We start from the raw sequence: 19146 nt of genomic DNA on the forward strand, positions 1-19146 counted from the left end.
ACCGGTTGTCCTGCGGCTCCGTGGCACGGGCGGCCCGGGGCGGGACCGGGGCGCTCGCCGTGCGCGGCGCGCTCCCGCGAGGGAGTCTGGTCCCCGGGGGCGCGACGCGCGGCCGTACGAGGAGGTGGTGGCGTGTCCGACGGGCCGGGCTCAGGGCCGGCACCGGCGGCCGAGGGCACGACGGCCGCCCGGCCGGTGCTGTCGCTCGCCCTGGCCTCGATGCTCGAGGAGGTCCGCGCCCACTCCGGCGCGGTGTATCTGCTCCGGCCCGACCAGCCGGTATTGGAGATGGCGGTGCACGCGGGCATGCCGCGGGCGTTCGCGGCGCCGTGGGAGCGGGTCGGGCTGGGCGCGCGGATCCCGGTCGCCGACGCGGCGCGCGAGCGGCGGCTGGTGTGGGTGGGGGGCGAGGAGGAGATGGCCAGCCGGTATCCGCGGATCGCGCTGGTGCTGCCGTACCCGTTCGCGCTGGCCGCGGTGCCGGTGGCGACCGAGAACCGGTTGTACGGCGCGGTGTTCGTGACCTGGCCGGGCGCGCATCCGCCGGAGCTGTCGGACGTGGAGCGCGCCGATCTGACCGCGGCCTGCGACCGGCTGGCGCTGCGACTGGAACGGGCCGTGGCGGAGAACCGGCCGCTCGGCCCCGAGGTCGATGTGCTGCCGGTGCCGGTGTCGGCGGTCGCGACGGGTTCCGCCGAGGCGGCACGGATGGTGGCCCGGCTGCCCTACGGGCTGCTGTCGCTGGATCTGAACGGCCGGATCACGTTCGCCAACACCGCTGCCACCGAACTGCTCGGCCGCACGGCCGGGGAACTGCTCGGGACGCTGCCGTGGGCGTCGGTGCCCTGGCTCGACGACCCGATGTACGAGGAACGTTACCGGGGAGCGCTGCTCAGCCAGCAGATGACGTCGTTCGTGGCGCTGCGTCCGCCGGGCGAGTGGCTGTCGTTCCGGATGTATCCCAGCCGGAGCGGGCTGAGCGTGCGGATCACCCGGGCCCGGGCGGTGGCCGACATGGCGCAGGAGGCGCCGCGGGGCGGTCCGGCGCCGACCCGGCTGGTGACGATCTCGCAGGTGCTGAGCCTCGCGGGCGCGCTGACCGAGGCGGTGGGCGTGCAGGACGTGGTGCAGCTGGTGTGGGACGAGGTGACCCCGGCGGTCGGCGGGCAGGCGGTGGTGATCCTCGGCTCGCAGGGCGGGCGGCTGCATGTGCTCGGGCACCGGGGGTACGCCGATCCGGGCGTCGTCGAGCGCTTCGACGGGCTGCCGCTGGCCGAGCGCACCCCGGGCACCCATGCCCTGATCAGCGGGGTGCCCGCGTTCTTCGACTCGCGGGAGCAGCTGGAGCGGTTGTATCCGGACCGGCACGCCGTCCCGGACGGCTTCGCGGCCTGGGCGTATCTGCCGCTGATCGCGTCCGGGCGGCCGGTGGGCACGTGCGTGCTGGCGTACGCCGAGCCGCATGTCTTCCCCGCCGACGAACGGGCCGTACTGACCTCCCTCGGCGGGCTGATCGCGCAGGCGCTGGAGCGGGCCCAGCTCTACGACGCCAAGCACCGGCTGGCGCACGGCCTCCAGCAGGCCCTGCTGCCCAGCTCACTGGTGCCGCCGCCCGGCATCGAGGCCGCCGCCCGCTATCTGCCGGCCATGCACGGCATGGACATCGGCGGGGACTTCTACGACCTGGTGCCGACGCTGCCGCTGTCGTCGGCGGTGATCGGGGACGTCCAGGGGCACAACGTGACGGCGGCGGGCCTGATGGGGCAGATCCGTACCGGCGTGCGGGCGTACACCACGGTCGGGCAGGACCCTCACGAGGTGATGAGCAGCACCAACCGGCTGCTGATCGACCTCGGCGCGGAACTGTTCGCCAGCTGTCTGTACCTGCGGCTGGACCCGGCGCGCGGGCGGGCCGTGATGGCGCGGGCGGGCCATCCGCCGCCGCTGCTCAGGCGGCCGGACGGCCGGGTGCGGGTACTGGACCTGGCGGGCGGCCCGCTGCTCGGGATCGACGCGGCCGCCGCGTATCCGACCACCGAGGTGTCCCTCGCGCCCGGTTCGGTGCTGGTCCTCTACACCGACGGTCTGGTGGAGTCCCCCGGCATCGACATCGAGGACGCGCTGGTCGACCTCGGCGGGCTGCTGTCGGAGTGCGGGCACCGGCCGCTGGAGGAGCTGGCGGACGAGGTCGTACGGCACAGCACGGCGGCCCGGGGGCGGGCGGACGACGTGGCGGTGCTGCTGCTGCGGGCCTGCCCCGGTCCCTGACCCCCTTCACCCCGCATGTCCCATGCACGACCCGTACGACAGACGGGTCCGGCCCTCCCGCCGGAGGGCCGGACCATGACCCCGCCGGCCGGGAACCGCGGGTGAGGCCGGTCGGGGTGTCGGGGCGAGCCGGTCGGCTCAGGGATCAGTTCGAACCGGGAAGGGACGAGCCGTTGTTCGCGGTGCCGCTGCCGGACTGGTCGCCGGCGCCGGTGCCGGACGGGTCGCCGGTCCCGGTGCCGGTGCCGGTTCCCGCGCCGGACTGGCCGCTGCCACTGGCGCTGCCACTGCCGGACGGGTCGGTGGCCGAGGCGGACGGGGCGGCGGAGCCGCCGATCTGGTCGCCGCCGGCGCCGGCCGGGTCGCTCGCCGAGGCCGACGGGGCGGCGGAGCCGGACTGGCCGCCCGCGCCGTTGCCCGCGTTGCCGCCGCCGCCCAGCGTCGCACCGGTGGCCTGGAGGGCCGCGGTGACCGGCTGGAAGAAGGTCTCGCCGCCGCTCGTGCAGTCGCCGCTGCCGCCGGAGGTCAGGCCGACCGCGCTGCCGTCCTGGGTGAACAGGGAGCCGCCGCTGTCGCCGGCCTCGGCGCACACGTTGGTCTGGATGAGGCCGTTGACGGTGTCGGTGCCGCCCGGGACGGTCTCGCTCGCGAAGTTCACGGTGGCGTCGAGGCCGGTGACCTGGCCGTTGTGCAGGCCGGTGGTGGAGCCCATGCGGAACACGGTCTCGCCGACGGTGGCGTCCGCGGCCTTGGTGATCTGCACGGTCTGGCCGTTGCCGGCGTTGACCTCGCTGGGCGCCTGGGTGGTCTTGTCGTTGTACTTGACGAGCGAGAAGTCGTTGCCCGGGAACTTGGCCTGGTCGACGGTGGCGATCGGCTGGCCGGTCTGCGAGTCGGACCAGGCCTTGGCCGCGACCCCGCAGTGACCGGCCGTCAGGAACGCGGGGCTGCCGTCGGAGGCGGTGACGTTGAAGCCGAGGGAGCAGCGGACGCCGCCCTGCTGGGTCTGGGCGAAGATGGCGTCGCCGCCCGAGACGAACGTCTTGAAGGTGCCGGCGGACTTCTTCAGGGTCGCCATGCCCGAGCCGAGGCTCTGCACGGTCGACTGAAGCTTGTTCCACTTGGCGCCGGTGACGCTGGAGTCGGCGGTGACGAGGATCTTGTTGGTGCGCGGGTCGACGGCCCACGAGGTGCCGGGGATCGTCGCCTTGGTCTTCAGCGTCCCGGCTGCGGTCTTCAGCGCCTTGGTGCTGTTCTGCACCTCGCGGACGATCGCGCCCGCCTTCTGCGCCTGGGCCGTCAGGTTGTCGTCGCCGTTGACCACGTTCACGACGAGCTGCTGCTTGGCGCTGTCGTAGTAGGAGCCGGCGAAGGCGGTGCCGAGGGTCTTCTCGAGCCGGGCGGCGAGGCCGGAGGCGTCCGAGGCCTTCAGGGTCCGGGCGGTGCCGAGGGTGCCCGCGGCGTTCGTGTCGTTCTTGTCCTGGGACGCCATGGCGTTGGGCAGCAGGAGAGCCGCCGCTCCGAGCGCCGCGACACCGCCCACCGCTATCGCGGCCTTGCGCTTGGGCATTCGCTTGTGACTCAACTTCTCGACCTCCTGGGGACGGGGGTCTGCCGCTCTTGGGCAGTTCGGTTCGGCGCCTGGATGGCCGTACGTACGCACCGGGCGCGCGCCGTGTTCAAACGGGCGGCGCAACTGCCGTACGGGACGGGTGAATCGGCCAGGGTCGGCCGCGGTGTGCGTGACGGCGGGCGCGGCCGGGAACAATCGCCCATATGACGATGACCACCGCCGAAGCCGACAAGATCCTCGCCGACCGGTTCGCGCCCTGGGTGCGCGCTCTCGGGCTGAGCGTCGAAGGCATCGGCGCGGACCGGGCGGTGCTGCGTCTTCCCTGGTCGCAGCGGTTGGCCCGGGAGGGCGGCGGGCTGTCGGGGCAGGCGCTCATGGCGGCCGCCGACACGGCGACGGTGATCGCGGTGTCGGCGGCGCGGGGCGCCTTCGTGCCGATGACGACGGTGCAGCAGTCCACGTCGTTCCAGCGCCTGGTGACCGGCGCGGATGTCCTGATCGAAGCGGTCCTGACGAAACTGGGCCGCCGGATGGCGTTCGCGGACGTCACACTGTCCGACGCGGGTTCGGGGGCACTGGCCGCCCGGGCCAGCACCGTGTACGCGATCCTGGACTGACGCCCCCTCGGCTCCCGGTCGGCGCCCGGCTGACTCCTGATCGGCTCTCAGTCGGCTCTGAGCCCACTGCGTTCCGACACGGTCCGCCACCGATCAGTAACGGTCCGTTCCGCGCGCATACCGGAATCCCGGCTTCAGCGAATCTGCACATCGAATACCCAAGCGGGTCACCGACGGCGGGGGATCTGCACAACCCGGCATCCCGGGACACGGCTTTGGCGCGGAGTGCCGGATTCGCCGTCGGTAAGGCAAGGGGAAGAGCAGCAAGCGATTGCGGCGATGCCGCGCGGCTTGTGAAGAAAGCGCCGACAACCCGTGCACAGGCCTGCACGGATGAACCCGTTCCTGGACCAAGTGCCCTGGTGAGCGCGTTGATTGATTGGAAGCGCGCCCAGCCTGCGTGCTTTGATCCATCGCACCGCAGGGCACTGCGGCCTCCGGGCCACGGGGGCCGGCGGCCTGCGGTCGCGGCCGTCCGTCTGTCCCCAGAGGGGGCCGCTTCCCCCTTGTGAAATATCCTTTAGGAAGGGAAGTTCCATCATGAACTCCACCCCCCAGGTTGAGACCGTCGAGATCTCGGACGCCGAGCTGGACAACGTCTCCGGCGGTCTGTCCGTGAACGCCCTCAACACCGTGACGGGCGCCATCAACGGCATCGCCCCGGTCTCCGGCCTGGTCAACACCGCCGTCGGCACCGTCGAGGGTGTCACCGGCCTGAACGTGCAGCCGGTCACCGACCTGGTCGCCGGTCTCTGATCGCACCCAGTGTCAACCGACGTCCCGGAGCCGTTTCCCGGCTCCGGGACTCTCGGGTGCCCGCACACCGGAGCCGGACCGTGCCCCTCGGCTCTTCGGCGGGTGCCCGGCCCCTGTTCCGTCACGCTGTCTCCTCTCGGGTGAGGGAAGTTCCGTGCAGTTCCGCCAACAGGCCCTCGCCAAGCTCCAGTCGCCGGAAGAGCTGGACCTTCCGGTGCGCCTGGCCCGTCCCCAGGGCTGGTTCGCGCTGGCGGTCACCGTCGTCGTCATGGCCGCGGCCTCCGTCTGGGCGGTGACCGGTTCGGTCGCCTCCACCGTGAGCGCGCCGGCCATCCTCACGCACGGCCAGGGCAGTTACCTCCTGCAGAGCCCGGTCTCCGGCCAGGTCACGGCCGTCCTCGCGCGGCAGGGCGAACAACTGCCCGCGAACGCGCCCGTACTCAAGGTCCGTACCGTGCAGGGCGACTCGGTCGTCCGTACCGTCGCCGCGGGCCGCGTCAGCGCGCTCGCCGCCACCATCGGGCAGATCATCCAGACCGGCACGAACGTCGCCTCCGTGGAGAAGGTCGCCCACGCCTCCGATCCGCTGTACGCGACCGTGTACGTCCCCGCCGACGACGCCGCCTCCATCCCCGCGCACGCCCCCGTCGACCTCACCGTCTCCTCGGTGCCGACGCAGACGTACGGCGTGCTGCGCGGCCGGGTGAAGGCGGTGGACCGCGAGGCGCAGTCCGCCCAGTCGATCGCGGCGTTCCTCGGCGACAGCCAGCTCGGCCAGCAGTTCACCCGCACGGGTCGCCCGGTGGCCGTCACCGTCGTCCTGGACACGTCGGCGACGAAGAGCGGTTATCGCTGGTCCACCTCCGACGGGCCGCCGTTCGGGCTCGACTCGATGACCCTCGCCTCCGCCTCGGTCAAGCTGGCCGACCAGCGCCCGATCGATTGGCTGCTGCCGTGAGCCCTCAGACAGGAACCGGCCAGGACACCCGCGGCCGCAGAAGGGCCGCCCCGGCCAAGCGGCCGGTGCCCAGGCCCCGTGGCGGCACGGTCCGCACCCCCACGGTGCTCCAGATGGAGGCCGTCGAGTGCGGCGCCGCCTCCCTCGCGATGGTCCTCGGCCACTACGGCCGGCACGTCCCGCTGGAGGAACTGCGCATCGCCTGCGGTGTCTCCCGCGACGGCTCGCGCGCCTCCAACCTCCTCAAGGCGGCCCGCAGTTACGGCCTCACCGCCAAGGGCATGCAGATGGACCTGGCCGCGCTCGCCGAGGTCGCGGCACCGGCCATCCTGTTCTGGGAGTTCAACCACTACGTCGTCTACGACGGCATGGGCCGCCGCTTCGGCCGGCGCGGGGTCTACATCAACGACCCCGCCAAGGGCCGCCGCTTCGTGCCCATGGAGGAGTTCGACGGCAGCTTCACCGGTGTGGTGCTGGTACTGGAGCCCGGCGACGGCTTCAGCAGGGGCGGGCGCAAGGCGGGCGTGCTCGGCGCGATGCCGGCCCGGCTGCGCGGCACCGCGGGCACCCTGCCCGCCGCCGTCCTCGCCAGCCTGCTGCTGGTCGCGGTCGGCGCCACGGTGCCCGCGCTCAGCCGCACCTACATCGACACGTTCCTCATCGGCGGCCGGACCTCCCTGCTGGGCGTGCTGTTCGCCTCGATGGGCACCTGTGTGCTGCTCACCCTGGCGCTGACCTGGCTCCAGCAGGCCAACCTGCTGCACGGCCGGATCATCTCCTCCACCCTGTCCAGCGCCCGCTTCCTGCGCCATCTGCTGCGGCTGCCGGTCACCTTCTTCTCCCAGCGCTCCCCCGCCGACCTCGTCCAGCGCCTGCAGTCCAACGACCAGGTCGCCGAGACGCTGGCCCGCGACCTCGCGGCGGCCGGCGTGGACGCGATCGTCGTGGTGCTGTACGCGGTGCTGCTCTACACCTACGACCCGCAGCTCACCTTCGTCGGCATCGGCGTGGCCCTGCTCAACGTGGTCGCCATGCGCCTCGTCGTACGGCTGCGGGCGACCCGGACGGCGAAGCTGCGCGCGGACACGGCACGGCTGACGAACACGTCGTACACCGGTCTGCAGCTGATCGAGACGATGAAGGCGACCGGCGGCGAGGACGGCTACTTCCGCAAGTGGGCCGGGCAGCACGCCACCACGCTGGAGGAGCAGCAGCGGCTGGGCGTGCCGAGCGCCTGGCTCGGTGTGGTCGCGCCGACGCTGGCCACCTTCAACAGCGCGCTGATCCTGTGGATCGGCGGCATGAAGGCCGTCGAGGGACACATCTCGATCGGTCTGCTGGTCGCCTTCCAGTCGCTGGTGGCCCGCTTCACCGCCCCGCTCACCCGGCTCAACGGCGTGGCGGGCCGCATCCAGGACTTCGCGGCCGACGTGGCCCGGCTGAAGGACGTGGAGAACTTCCAGGCCGACCCGCTCTACGCCCGCCCCGGTGGCGGCGGCGACTCCACGCGCCGGCTGCACGGGCACATCGAGCTGGAGAACATCACCTTCGGCTACAGCCCGCTGGACAAGCCGCTGCTGAGCGGCTTCGACCTGACCGTGGGCCCGGGGCAGCAGGTGGCGCTGGTCGGCGGTTCCGGCAGCGGCAAGTCGACGGTCTCCCGGCTGATCTCGGGCCTGTACGCCCCCTGGGACGGCGTGATCCGCATCGACGGCCGCCGCCTGGACGACATCCCGCGCGGGGCGCTCGCCTCCTCCGTCTCCTTCGTCGACCAGGACGTGTTCCTCTTCGAGGGCTCGGTCCGCGACAACATCGCTCTGTGGGACCCGTCCATCCCGGACGAGGCCGTGGTGGAGGCACTGAAGGACGCGGCGCTGTACGACGTCGTCATGCGCCGGCCCGGCGGCATCCACAGCAAGGTCGAGCAGGACGGGCACAACTTCTCCGGCGGGCAGCGCCAGCGCCTGGAGATCGCGCGGGCGCTGGTGCGCCGGCCGAGCATCCTCGTGCTGGACGAGGTGACCAGCGCGCTGGACGCGGAGACCGAGCTGGTCGTGATGGACAACCTGCGCCGGCGCGGCTGCGCCTGTGTGGTGATCGCGCACCGGCTGAGCACGGTCCGCGACAGCGACGAGATCGTGGTGCTCCAGCACGGCACGGTCGTCGAACGCGGGCGGCACGAGGAGCTGGTGGCGCACGGCGGCGCGTACGCGGCACTGGTCAGGGAGCGGTGACATGACGACTGTTCAGGAGGGGTACGACGGCGACCTCGTCCTCGGCGCGCTCGGCTCGCTGGGCGCGCGCGTGGACTGCGCCGGGTTCAACCGGGTCGACCTGGAGGGCCCGCAGGTGCTGTGGCTGGTCGCGGCCGGCGCCCTGGACCTGTTCGCGGTGGACGCGGCCCAGCAGGGCCACTGGCACCACCTCGGCCGGCTGGAGGCGGGCACCCTGCTGCTCGGCCCGGTCGCCGGACCCCAGCACACCCTCGTCGCCCGCCCGGTGCGCGACTGTGTGCTGCACCGGATCAACCTGCGCGAGCTGTACCAGCCCGCGAACACCCAGACCTGGTCGTACGACGAGTACGGCAACCCGCAGTACGTGCCGCCCGCCACCAGCCCGCTGGAGTACGCGGTCGCGCTCGGCGTCGGCCGCGGTCTGTCCGTCCTCTTCCAGGCCCCGATGGCCGAGGACCGCTCCCAGGCGCCGTCCGACGACGACGTGTTCTGGATGCAGGTGCCGCCGGGCAGCGTGCAGTACGGCTCGCTGTACGGCGCGGAGGCCGCCGCCGATCTGCTGATGGACCCGGCGCTGTGGCAGTCCATGGTGGACCAGCAGTACCGGCTGCTGACCGCGCTGGACCGGTGGATCGAGCAACTCGAGCGCACCCACGAGACGCGAGCCGCCGCCGGCATCAAGGCCGGTGAGGAGGTCCGCGCCCAGGCCGACCAGACGCTGCTCGCCTCCATCGGCCGCCGCTCGGCCCGCCGGACCACGGCCGCCGACGCGGACGCCGGGTACGCGGCCTGCAAGCTGGTCGCCGAGGCGGCCGGGATCACCCTCGCCGAGCCCGCGCAGAGCGGCACCGAGAGCGAGCGCCTCGACCCGGTCGAGCGGGTGGCCCTCGCCTCCCGGGTGCGCACCCGCACCGTACGGCTGGACGGGCGCTGGTGGCGGGAGAACGTGGGCCCGCTGGTCGGGCACCGGGCGCTGTCCGGGGCACCGGTCGCGCTGCTGTGGCGGCGCGGCGGCTATGTGGCCGTGCATCCGGGCACGGGGCGCGAGACGCCGATCGAGAAGGCGAACGCGGAGGAGTTCGAGCCGCGCGCGGTGATGTTCTACCGGCCGCTGCCCGACAAGGCGCTCACCCCGATCGGCCTGCTGCGCTTCAGCCTCCAGGGCACCCGCGGCGATCTGGTCGCGCTGCTCCTGGCCGGGCTGGTGACGGTGGCGATCGGCGCGCTGGTCCCGGTCGCGACCGGCAAGGTGCTCGGCGAGTACGTGCCGACGGCGCAGTCGGGCCTGATCGTCCAGGTGTGCCTGGCCGTGATGGTGAGCGGTGTGGTGGCGGCGGCCTTCACCCTGCTGGAGAACCTGTCGATCCTGCGCCTGGAGGGCCGTATCGAGGCGGCGCTCCAACCCGCCGTATGGGACCGGCTGTTGCGCCTGCCCACCCGCTTCTTCACCCAGCGCTCCACCGGTGAACTGGCCAGTGCCGCCATGGGCATCAGCACGATCCGCCGGCTGCTGGCGGGCGTCGGACCCGTGGTCGCGCAGTCGGTGACGGTCGGCGCGATGAACCTGGGCATGCTGTTCTGGTACAGCGTGCCGATGGCGATGGCGGCGCTCGGCATGCTCGTCGTCATCGGGGCCGTCTTCCTCGGGCTCGGGCTGTGGCAGGTGCGCTGGCAGCGGCGGATCGTGGTGCTCGGCAACAAGCTGAACAACCAGGCCTTCCAGACCCTGCGCGGGCTGCCCAAGCTGCGAGTGGCGGCGGCCGAGAACTACGCGTACGCCGCCTGGGCGCGGGAGTTCGCGCGCGGCCGGGAGCTCCAGCAGAAGGTCGGCCGGATCAAGAACCTGTCGTCGGTGCTCGGCGCGGTCTATCTGCCGATCGTGACGCTGCTGATGTTCATGCTGCTGGCGGGCCCGGCGAAGGGCGCGATGTCGGCGGCGGACTTCCTCACCTTCAACACCTCGGTGACGATGGTGCTGACCTCGGTGACCCAGCTGACCGGCTCCTTCGTCTCGGCGGTGGCCGCGCTGCCGCTGTTCGAGGAGATCAAGCCGGTCTTCGAGGCGACGCCCGAGGTGCGCTCGGCGAGCACCCGGCCGGGCCGGCTGTCCGGCGCGCTGGAGGCCCGGCGCCTGTCCTTCCGCTACGCCGACGACGGCCCGCTGGTCCTGGACGACGTGTCCTTCTCGATCCGGCCGGGCGAGTTCGTCGCGGTCGTGGGCCCGAGCGGCTGCGGCAAGTCCACCCTGCTGAGGCTGCTGATCGGCTTCGACCGGCCGGTCTCCGGCAGCGTCCTCTACGACGGCCAGGACCTGGCGGCGCTGGACCAGTCCGCCGTCCGCCGGCAGTGCGGAGTGGTCCTCCAGCACGCCCAGCCGTTCACCGGCTCCATCCTGGACGTCATCTGCGGCACCGAGCCGTACACGCCGGAGGAGGCGATGGCGGCGGCGGAGATGGCGGGCCTCGCCGAGGACATCCAGCGGATGCCGATGGGCCTGCACACCATCGTGGCGGCGGGCGGCGCGATCTCCGGCGGCCAGCGCCAGCGACTGATGATCGCCCAGGCCCTGATCCGGCGCCCGCGCATCCTCTTCTTCGACGAGGCGACCAGCGCCCTGGACAACGACACCCAGCGCATCGTCATCGACAGCACCCGCAAGCTGAACGCCACCCGCGTCGTCATCGCCCACCGGCTCTCGACGGTCCTGGACGCCGACCGGGTGATCGTGATGGAGGACGGCAAGGTCGTCCAGCAGGGCAGCCCGGCCGCCCTGCTCGCCGACACCGGGGGCCGGCTGCACGAGCTGGTGCGCAGGCAGATGGCCTAGGACCCGTCGGGGTCGCCCGGCCCTCGGGGCTCCTTCCCGGGCCGGTGGGGGCGCAGGGACGTCCAGTGGTGCGCGCAGAACCAGCGGCCGACCAGGGCCCCGCCGTAGAGGACGAAGCCGACGCCGATCAGCCAGGACTCGACCACGAGGACGGTGCCGACCGCGCCGTAGCTGAGCGCGTTGGTGACGATCAGCGGGGTGAAGACGAGGTAGGAGAAGGCGCGCAGTCCGGAGAGGCCGAGGACGGTGACGACGGCGCCGGGCAGCAGGGCGCGCCAGTGGACCTGGCCGCCGAGCAGGAAGCGCTGCCCCCACCAGAAGAAGATCACGCCGGTCACCGCGGACAGCACGATCCGCTGCCCGCCGGACAGCGTGGTCTTGGTGGCGGCCTCCTGGTAGAGGTAGGCGGTGAGCACCAGGAGCCAGGTCGCCTGCCGCCACACCCGGTGCCAGGGACCGGAGGCCAGGCCCCAGATCCGTTCGTAGGCGTTCTGCACGCTGCCGCCGAAGGTGACCCCGAAGACGCCGAGCAGCACGAGGCCGAAGACGCTCGTCGTGCCGATGACCTTGCGCGACGGGCTGATGACGTCCGCGAGCGCGCGGGCGGACTCGCCGGACAGGCCCATGCCGTCGGTGAGCCAGGCGGCGAAGCCGCCCCGGGCCAGCGGGTCGGCGGCGGCGACCACGATCAGCAGCGGGGCCAGCGTCACCAGCGCCAGGGTGGCGAACCCCATCGCCCGGTGCAGCAGTTCCAGCTCACGGCCGTGCTCGAACAGGGCCCGCACCCGGAGCCACTGCCAGGCGCGGTGCAGGCCGCGCCGCCACCGCTTCACGGCTCCTCCCGGGCTCGCCACCGCCATGCTCTCCTGAGCCGATTCATCCACCCCCGCGCGCTCCGGGCAACTCGCGCCCGGGACGGACACGGCGCGCGGACCGGGACGGCCCGCCGTGACGCCCCCGCGCGGCGGCCGGCCCGCCCCGTCAGTCCAGCCCCGGCACCGGCGCCCCGGACGGCACGCCCGCGTCGAGGTAGGCGGCGTAGAACTCCTTCCAGGCCGCGCTGACCCCGGCGTGCGGGCCCTCGAAGCGTTCGCCGCGTGTCCTGGCGTCGAGGGCGGCGAGGCACACCTCCCAGCCGGCGCCGTTGCGGGCTGCGGTGTCCGTCTCGCCGAGCACATGGGTGAGGGTGAACCGGGTGCGCCGCTCCCCGACGGCCTCCAGGTCGAAGCGGAGTTCGTCGGCGCCCCACGCGAAGGACAGGTGCCGCGGCGGTTCGACGGCGAGCACCGTGCCGGTGAACTCCGGCGTCTTCGGGTCGGTGAAGCGGATGGTGCCGCCGGGGCGCAGCTCCATCTCGGCGCGGAACGGGAACCACTGCTCCAGTTCGTCGGCGTCGGTGGCGAACTGCCAGACGCGGTCCACCGGGTGGTCGTAGGTGCGGGTGAACCGGACGGCGGGGCGGCCGTCGTCCAGGGTCAGATAGGTGCCGGTGAGGTCGACGGGCATGGGGGCTCAGTCCTCCGGTGGTGCGGGGTGGGGGGTGTCGTCCGAGGTCGCGTCGAGGCGCCGGCCCAGGGTGTCCAGGCTGCTGTTCCACAGCCTGCGGTAGGGCGCCAGCCAGGCGTCGAGGGCGGCGATCGGGGCCGGGTCCAGGGCGTAGACACGGCGCTGGGCGTCCTGCCGGACCCGGACCAGGCCCGCCTCCCGGAGCACCTTCAGATGCTTGGACGTACTCGGCTGGCTCAGTCCGCAGGCCTCGGTGATCTCTCCGACCGGCCGGGGGCCGGCCAGCAGGAGCGCCACGATCGCCCGCCGGTGCGGGTCGGCGAGGGCGGACCACAGCGCTGCGTCGGACATACAGCGAATATGCGTCACCAGTTATATGCCTGTCAAGGAATAAAGACGCCCGTGATGCGCGACACCCAGCGAAACGTTGCCGTTTCGCAGCGAGTGCCCTAGCCTCGATGTGTACGAAACTGTTTCGTTTACGCGCCGCCCCTCTCAGCGCGTTCGTTCTGTCCCGGACGACTTTCCCTGGAGTGGTTCATGTCCCAGAAGACCCTCGCCGAGGGCTCCCGCGCCGGAGCCGTCGGGATCGGCGCGACCGGTGCGGACGCCGGACCGAGCGCGGCCCCGGCGCAGCGCTGGTGGATCCTCGCGGTCGTCGCCGTCGCCCAGCTGATGGTCGTGCTCGACGCCACGATCGTGAACATCGCCCTGCCGTCCGCCCAGACCGACCTCGGCTTCTCCGACGGCAGCCGGCAGTGGATCGTGACGGCCTACGCCCTCGCGTTCGCCTCACTGCTGCTGCTCGGCGGCCGCATAGCCGACCTCTTCGGCCGCAAGCCCGCCTTCCTCGTCGGTGTCGTCGGCTTCGCCGGGGCCTCCGCGCTCGGCGGCGCCGCGAACGGCTTCACCATGCTGGTGATCGCCCGTGCCCTCCAGGGAGCCTTCGGCGCCCTGCTCGCGCCCGCCGCGCTGTCGCTGCTCAACACCACCTTCACCAACCCCCGGGAGCGGGCCCGCGCCTTCAGCGTGTACGGCGCGATCGCCGGCGCCGGCGGCGCCGTGGGTCTGCTGCTCGGCGGTGTGCTGACCGACGCCCTGGACTGGCGCTGGACCCTGTACGTGAACGTGGTCATCGCCGTCGTCGCCTTCGCGGGCGGCTGGCTCCTGCTGAGCAACCACCGCGACGCGGCGAACTCCAGGCTCGACGTGCCCGGCACCGTCCTGGTCGCCGGCGGACTGTTCTCCCTGGTCTACGGCTTCTCCAACGCCGAGACCCACCACTGGAGCTCGCCGCTGACCTGGGGCTTCCTGATCGCGGGCGGCCTGCTGCTCGCGGCCTTCGCCTGGTGGCAGACCCGTGCCGCGCACCCGCTGCTGCCGCTGCGCATCCTGCTCGACCGCGACCGCGCCGCCTCCTACATCGCGGTGCTCATCACCGGCGCGGGCATGTTCGGCGTGTTCCTCTTCCTGACCTACTACCTCCAGCTCAACCTCGGCTTCAGCCCCACGAAGACCGGTGTGGCGTTCCTGCCGATGGTCGGCGCGCTGATGGTGACCGCCCAGGTGGGCACCACCCTGCTGCTGCCCCGCATCGGCCCCAAGGCCGTCATCCCGCTGGGCTTCGCGATCGCCACGGCCGGCATGGCCTGGCTGACCGGCATCGGCCTCGGCGCGCACTACACGAGCGCGGTGCTGCCCCAGCTGATCGTGATCGGCGTCGGCCTCGGCCTGGTCATGCCGCCGGCCATGCAGCTGGCCACCGGAGGGGTCGCGGCCGAGGACGCCGGCGTGGCCTCCGCGGCCGTCAACGCCATGCAGCAGGTGGGCGGTTCGATCGGTACTGCGCTGCTGAACACGCTCGCCTCGACCGCCGCCACCACCTATCTGTCCGGCCGCGACGCCACCAGCAGGCTGGTGCAGGCGCAGGCGACCATCGAGAGCTACACGACCGCGTTCTGGTGGTCCGCGGGGCTCTTCGCCGCGGGCGCGCTGATCGCCTTCCTGCTCTACCGGCGCGGGGTACCGCAGCAGGACGCGGGAGCCGCTCCGGTCGTCCACATGTGACCGCCGGGAGCCGAGAAGCCCGAGGGGCCGCCGTCAGCAGGGAGACGGCGGCCCCTCGGCCTGTCGGGGTGGCGCGCAAGGCGACGGCGACAGGGACGACGCCCGGTTCCTGGTCCTGGCGCCGGTCACGCCGCCCGAACGGTGGTGGCGGTGCGTCCCGCCTCTTTGGGCGCGTCCCGGCGGGACGCCCGAGCCGCGTCGCTCTGCGTGTCCGAAACGTCCGGCATGTGAGACGCCGCTTCGACGCGGGTACAACGGCACTGAATAAAACCGGTGTTTTTTCGCCGCTCCCCGGGAAGGCCCCCCACGGGCCTGCCCCGGGGAGCGGCTGTGTGCCCGGAGACCGGCGGGCGGCCCCACTCCGCCCGTCGGCCCCGGTACGAGATCGCTGGTTCCCCGCTCCAGTGGCCGCACTCCCCAGTTACGGACCTGCTCCGGCGCGTACGGGTACCTCGCGATCCCGGTCTCGGCAGGCGGGTCGCCTAGAAGGCGAAGACACCGCCGGTGATGGAGTCCTTGACGCAGGCGTTGCCGAAGGTCCGCTCGTAGGAGACGCGCTGGCCCTGCCAGACGCCCTGGACCGTGACGACGACCGGGTTGTACAGCTCGGTGCACCACACGCCCTCGGCGGGCTTCAGCGCGTTGAAGTCACCGCCGGTGCCGCGCAGTTCGGCGCAGGCTCGGGCCGCGTCCGGGTGAGTGCCGGCGGCCGTGGGGGCGCAGGTGAGGGTGACGGCGCGCTCCGGCGTGGCCGTGGCCGCGTCGTTGCCGTGCCCCACGGTGAGTACCAGCGCCGAGGGGGCGTACAGCGAGGACGGGGCGGCGCCCGGTGCAGCGACGGCGGCCCCGGTCAGGGGTCCGCAGACGGCAGCGGCCGTCAGGCCGAGGGCCGCTGCCCAGCGCGCGGTGTTCCGCATTGTGTGCATCCTTCCGCTCAATCGGACGAGATGCCTCCCCGTGCCCGGATCGGGCGCCGGAGCGGCGAGCGCCACTCTGCCGAGTCCCCGCTCGAAACACACATCGAACGCATAGGTTTCGGTAACCTTTCGTGTTGAATCAGTGGCGTGATGTCACGGAATTCGCACACCGTGACCCAGGAACGGAGCGGGTTCCGCGCGTCACGAGCCATCCAATGGCCGGAAATCACCGCATCGTTAATCGTCCTGAAACACTCCGGCCCTGTCGCCGTTGAAGCGATTCATGACTCCCCGTGTTCATGTGGCGATCACGAAGTGATCACCCACCCCCCGGGCCCCCGGCCGGCGCCCGCCCGGCTACCCGCCAGTATGGTCGGGCCGCACCTGTACCCATCTCATCGGCGACGAGAGGCGGACCACCGGATGGCGAAGCACTGGGCCGACTTCCAGTACGAGATCTATCTGAACGGGATGACGGGTGCCGTGCCCCGCCTGCCCACCGATCTGACCCGGCTGGAGGAGCTGGCCGAACTCCGGCTCGCCCCGGGCCCGGTGGGGTACGTGGCGGGCAGCGCGGGCGACGGCAGCACCGCCCGCGCCAACCGGGCCGCGCTCGCCCGGCACCGGATCGTGCCGCGCATGCTGCGGGACGTCGGCGAGCGCGACCTGTCGACCGAGGTGCTCGGGCGGTCCCTGCCGGCGCCGCTGGCGCTGGCCCCCGTCGGCGTACTGCAGATCATGCATCCCGATGCCGAACGGGCCGCCGCCCGGGCCGCCGCCGCGCAGGGCGTGCCGTACATCCTGTCGTCGGCGTCCAGCACGCCGATGGAGCAGGTGGCCGAGGCGATGGGCGACGCCGAGCGGTGGTTCCAGCTGTACTGGGGCAAGGACCGCGAGGTGACCCGGAGTTTCCTCGGCCGGGCGAAGGCCGCCGGGTTCTCGGTGCTGGTGGTCACGCTGGACACCCAGTTGCTGGCGTGGCGGCCCCGCGACCTGGACCAGGCGTATCTGCCGTTCGTGCACGGAGTGGGCACCGCCAACTACTTCACCGACCCGGCCTTTCGCGCGGGGCTCGCCCGGCCCGTGGAGGAGGATCCGAACGCGGCGGTCCTGCACTTCCTGGGCCTGTTCGGGGATCCGGGCAAGTCCTGGCCCGACCTGGCCTTCCTGCGGGAGCACTGGGACGGCCCGATCGTCCTGAAGGGCGTCCTGCACCCGGACGACGCCCGGCTGGCCGCCGACGCCGGCATGGACGGCGTGGTGGTCTCCAACCACGGCGGCCGGCAGGTGGCCGGCTCGGTCGCGGCGGCCGACGCGCTGCCCCGGGTCGCCGCGGCCGTCGGCGACCGGCTGACCGTGCTGTTCGACAGCGGCGTGCGCACCGGCGACGACGTGTTCAAGGCGCTGGCCCTGGGCGCGCGGGCGGTGCTGCTGGGGCGGCCGTACGTCTACGGGCTCGGCCTGGACGGACAGGCCGGCGTCGAGCACGTCATCAGGTGCCTGCTGGCCGAGTTCGACCTGACCCTCGCCCTGTCCGGACACACCCGCCCCGGAAGCGTGTCGGCAACCGCCCTCGCCCCGGACCCCACCGACTGACGTACCGCCGGTGACGGGCGGACCGCCACCGGCGGTACGTCAGGCCTCCTTCTCCGACGGCCGCGCGGGCGGTGCGGAGGGGGCGCCCGTGCCGGCGACGGAGAGGGAGCCGGGGCTCGCCGACGGCGTGTCGGTGACCCAGCGCTGGCCGGCCGACCGGTCCCGGACCTTGACGACGAGGTCGGCTCCCGGGTCCGCGCCCGCGCCGGCGAGGGCCAGGGTGCGGTCCCAGCGGGTCAGCAACTCGCCCTGGGCGGTGCGGTCGTAGCGCACGTCGGCGGCCCGCTGCGAGCCCTCCTCGGCGCAGGTGCCGAGGATCACCACTCCGGCGTCGGCGTGCGAGTCCAGGCACAGGCCCGAGTCGGCCGCGCTGCGCAGCAGCCCGTCCGTGCCGTACGTCCACTGCTGGGTGGCCGCCGAGGAGCAGACGGCCAGCATCGCGCCCGCCCCGGCCTTCGGCGTGCCCCTGATGTCGAGGCACAGGTCGGAGTCGGCGTTGCGCAGCCGGGTGGACCGGCCGGACGTGGGCAGGCCCGCGGAGCCGGGGGCGCCGGCGGAACCGGGTGCCGACCGGCCGCCGGTGCCGGGGACGGCGCTGCTGGAGGCGACCGGGTCGGTGCCGTCGCCGCCGTTCGGCCACATGCTGATCACCAGCACGGTCGCGAGCAGCCCGGCCGAGGCCACCCCGACCCCGGTGAGCAGCGTCCGGGAGGAGACCGCGGTACCGGACACCCGCAGCACGGCCGCCGGTATCCGGGCGAGCGGTCCGCTCGCGCCGCCGCCGCGGCGCCGGCCGCGGGGCGCCCGGGTGCGGGCGCGCGGCTCGCCCGGTTCGCCGTCGGCGTCGTAGCGCCCGCCGGACCGGGCGGCCCGGTCGAGCAGCCCGGGTCTGCCGCCGCCGCGGCGGCGTCCGCCCGAGCGCCGGGAACCGCTGCGCGCGGGGCCGCCGCGGCGGCCGGGGCGGGAGTCGAGGTAGCGGCGGGCGCCCCAGCCGAGCACGGCCTCGGCGAGCAGCACGCCGGGAGCGGCGTCGGCGTGGCCGAGTTGCTCGGCGGCGTGCCGACAGTAGGCGCAGGCGGACAGGTGTTCCTGGACGTCGGGCAGCAGGGCTCCGCCGCGGCGGATCGGGACGTCGAGCAGACGGTTGTAGTAGCGGCAGTCCTTTCCCGGGGCGAGTTCCCGGTGGGCACGCACCAGGCCCTCGCGGAATTTCTCCCGCGCCTGCGCCAGCGCGGCCGTCGCGCTGTCGGTGTCGATACCGAGCAGCGCGGCGGGGACGGATATCGGCTCGGCCTCGACCTCGGTGTGCCAGAGCAGCGTCTGGTCCAGTCGGGGAAGGGCGTGGAAAGAGCGGTCGGACAGGGCGCGGTTTTCCGGTACCAGCGTCTTGGCCGCGCGCATACCGCGGCCCCCGGCGGGCTTTCCGAGGCCGGGCAGTACGGCGGTGATCCGGTCCGTGGCGGACCAGTTGACGACTGTGTCCCGGACTGCCACGAGCAGCCGGGGACGCAGCGCCTCGGCGGGTTCGCCGAGCGCGAGGCGCCCGAGGACCTGGTGGAAGGCGGTGGCGGTGACCATGTGGGCGAGCGGCCCGGACAGGGCGAGGCAGATGACCGCGTACTCCTGGGCCGGCTGCCAGTGCCGGGCCAGGAGCAGGGCGGCGGACCGCGAGCCTTCCGCATCGGAGCCGGCCCGCAGCGGGCCGGCGAGCGACTCGTCCGGTTCCCCCGGATCTCCGCCGGGCGGCGGATAGGGCGGACGAGGAGGGTGGGGGGTGGGCACTGAGCGGATTCCTTTGATGCGTGATGCGTCGATGCGTACCTCTGC

Annotated in this window: 14 protein-coding genes; 8 read left to right on the plus strand and 6 right to left on the minus strand. The window is 73.0% G+C overall.

Translation table 11 applies throughout. The features are described 5' to 3' along the window. Positions 1-132 precede the first annotated feature (132 nt). Positions 133-2268 carry a SpoIIE family protein phosphatase gene (locus tag BIV23_RS18275; RefSeq protein WP_071381945.1) on the plus strand — a complete coding sequence of 712 codons (2136 nt, stop codon included), beginning with the start codon at positions 133-135 and terminating at the stop codon, positions 2266-2268. Between the two features lie 145 nt (positions 2269-2413). Here the strand turns inward: BIV23_RS18275 and BIV23_RS18280 are convergent, their stop codons facing one another. Continuing rightward, positions 2414-3838 carry a S1 family peptidase gene (locus BIV23_RS18280; protein WP_071381946.1) on the minus strand — a complete coding sequence of 475 codons (1425 nt, stop codon included), beginning with the start codon at positions 3836-3838 and terminating at the stop codon, positions 2414-2416. Between the two features lie 206 nt (positions 3839-4044). Here BIV23_RS18280 and BIV23_RS18285 point away from each other — a divergent pair, with 206 nt between their 5' ends. The 5 genes from BIV23_RS18285 to BIV23_RS18305 all read left to right on the plus strand — a co-directional run bounded on the left by BIV23_RS18285 (position 4045) and on the right by BIV23_RS18305 (position 11233). Continuing rightward, entirely contained in the window at positions 4045-4458 is a 414-nt protein-coding gene (locus BIV23_RS18285; protein WP_071381947.1) for a PaaI family thioesterase, read from the plus strand. A gap of 540 nt (positions 4459-4998) precedes the next feature. Further along, positions 4999-5214 (plus strand): hypothetical protein, encoded by a 216-nt coding sequence (locus BIV23_RS18290; RefSeq protein ID WP_071381948.1) that lies wholly within the window; start codon positions 4999-5001, stop codon positions 5212-5214. A 154-nt stretch (positions 5215-5368) separates the two neighbouring features. Further along, positions 5369-6172, plus strand: coding sequence for an HlyD family efflux transporter periplasmic adaptor subunit (locus BIV23_RS18295; RefSeq protein WP_071381949.1), 804 nt, complete (start codon positions 5369-5371; stop codon positions 6170-6172). Continuing rightward, positions 6157-8406 carry an NHLP family bacteriocin export ABC transporter peptidase/permease/ATPase subunit gene (locus BIV23_RS18300; protein ID WP_079173230.1) on the plus strand — a complete coding sequence of 750 codons (2250 nt, stop codon included), beginning with the start codon at positions 6157-6159 and terminating at the stop codon, positions 8404-8406. Before BIV23_RS18295 ends, BIV23_RS18300 begins: the two co-directional genes overlap by 16 nt. Position 8407: 1 nt before the next feature. After that, entirely contained in the window at positions 8408-11233 is a 2826-nt protein-coding gene (locus BIV23_RS18305) for an NHLP bacteriocin export ABC transporter permease/ATPase subunit (RefSeq protein WP_071381951.1), read from the plus strand. Here BIV23_RS18305 and BIV23_RS18310 read toward each other — a convergent pair. The 3 genes from BIV23_RS18310 to BIV23_RS18320 form a co-directional block, all read right to left on the minus strand. Further along, a complete protein-coding gene (locus tag BIV23_RS18310; protein ID WP_107471201.1) occupies positions 11230-12093 on the minus strand; it encodes a ribonuclease BN in 864 nt (287 codons plus the stop codon). The genes BIV23_RS18305 and BIV23_RS18310 overlap by 4 nt on opposite strands. Before the next feature lie 121 nt (positions 12094-12214). Further along, complete coding sequence (locus tag BIV23_RS18315) at positions 12215-12739, minus strand: SRPBCC family protein (protein WP_071381952.1); 525 nt, start codon at positions 12737-12739, stop codon at positions 12215-12217. Positions 12740-12745: 6 nt separating this feature from the next. Continuing rightward, positions 12746-13090 carry an ArsR/SmtB family transcription factor gene (locus BIV23_RS18320; protein WP_071381953.1) on the minus strand — a complete coding sequence of 115 codons (345 nt, stop codon included), beginning with the start codon at positions 13088-13090 and terminating at the stop codon, positions 12746-12748. Positions 13091-13279: 189 nt separating this feature from the next. Here BIV23_RS18320 and BIV23_RS18325 point away from each other — a divergent pair, with 189 nt between their 5' ends. After that, complete coding sequence (locus tag BIV23_RS18325; RefSeq protein ID WP_071381954.1) at positions 13280-14806, plus strand: MFS transporter; 1527 nt, start codon at positions 13280-13282, stop codon at positions 14804-14806. 482 nt (positions 14807-15288) lie between these two features. Here BIV23_RS18325 and BIV23_RS18330 read toward each other — a convergent pair whose 3' ends face one another. Further along, on the minus strand, positions 15289-15723 hold the full coding sequence (locus BIV23_RS18330) for a subtilase-type protease inhibitor (protein ID WP_071381955.1): 435 nt from the start codon (positions 15721-15723) through the stop codon (positions 15289-15291). Between the two features lie 423 nt (positions 15724-16146). On the opposite strand from BIV23_RS18330, the gene BIV23_RS18335 reads away from it, so the two are divergent. Continuing rightward, complete coding sequence (locus BIV23_RS18335) at positions 16147-17319, plus strand: lactate 2-monooxygenase (protein WP_071381956.1); 1173 nt, start codon at positions 16147-16149, stop codon at positions 17317-17319. A gap of 39 nt (positions 17320-17358) precedes the next feature. On the opposite strand, the gene BIV23_RS18340 is transcribed toward BIV23_RS18335, so the two are convergent. Then, complete coding sequence (locus BIV23_RS18340; RefSeq protein ID WP_071381957.1) at positions 17359-19101, minus strand: RICIN domain-containing protein; 1743 nt, start codon at positions 19099-19101, stop codon at positions 17359-17361. Positions 19102-19146 lie beyond the last annotated feature (45 nt).

The sequence above is a fragment of the Streptomyces monashensis genome, assembly GCF_001866665.1.
GTDB classification, from domain to species: Bacteria; Actinomycetota; Actinomycetes; order Streptomycetales; family Streptomycetaceae; genus Streptomyces; species Streptomyces monashensis.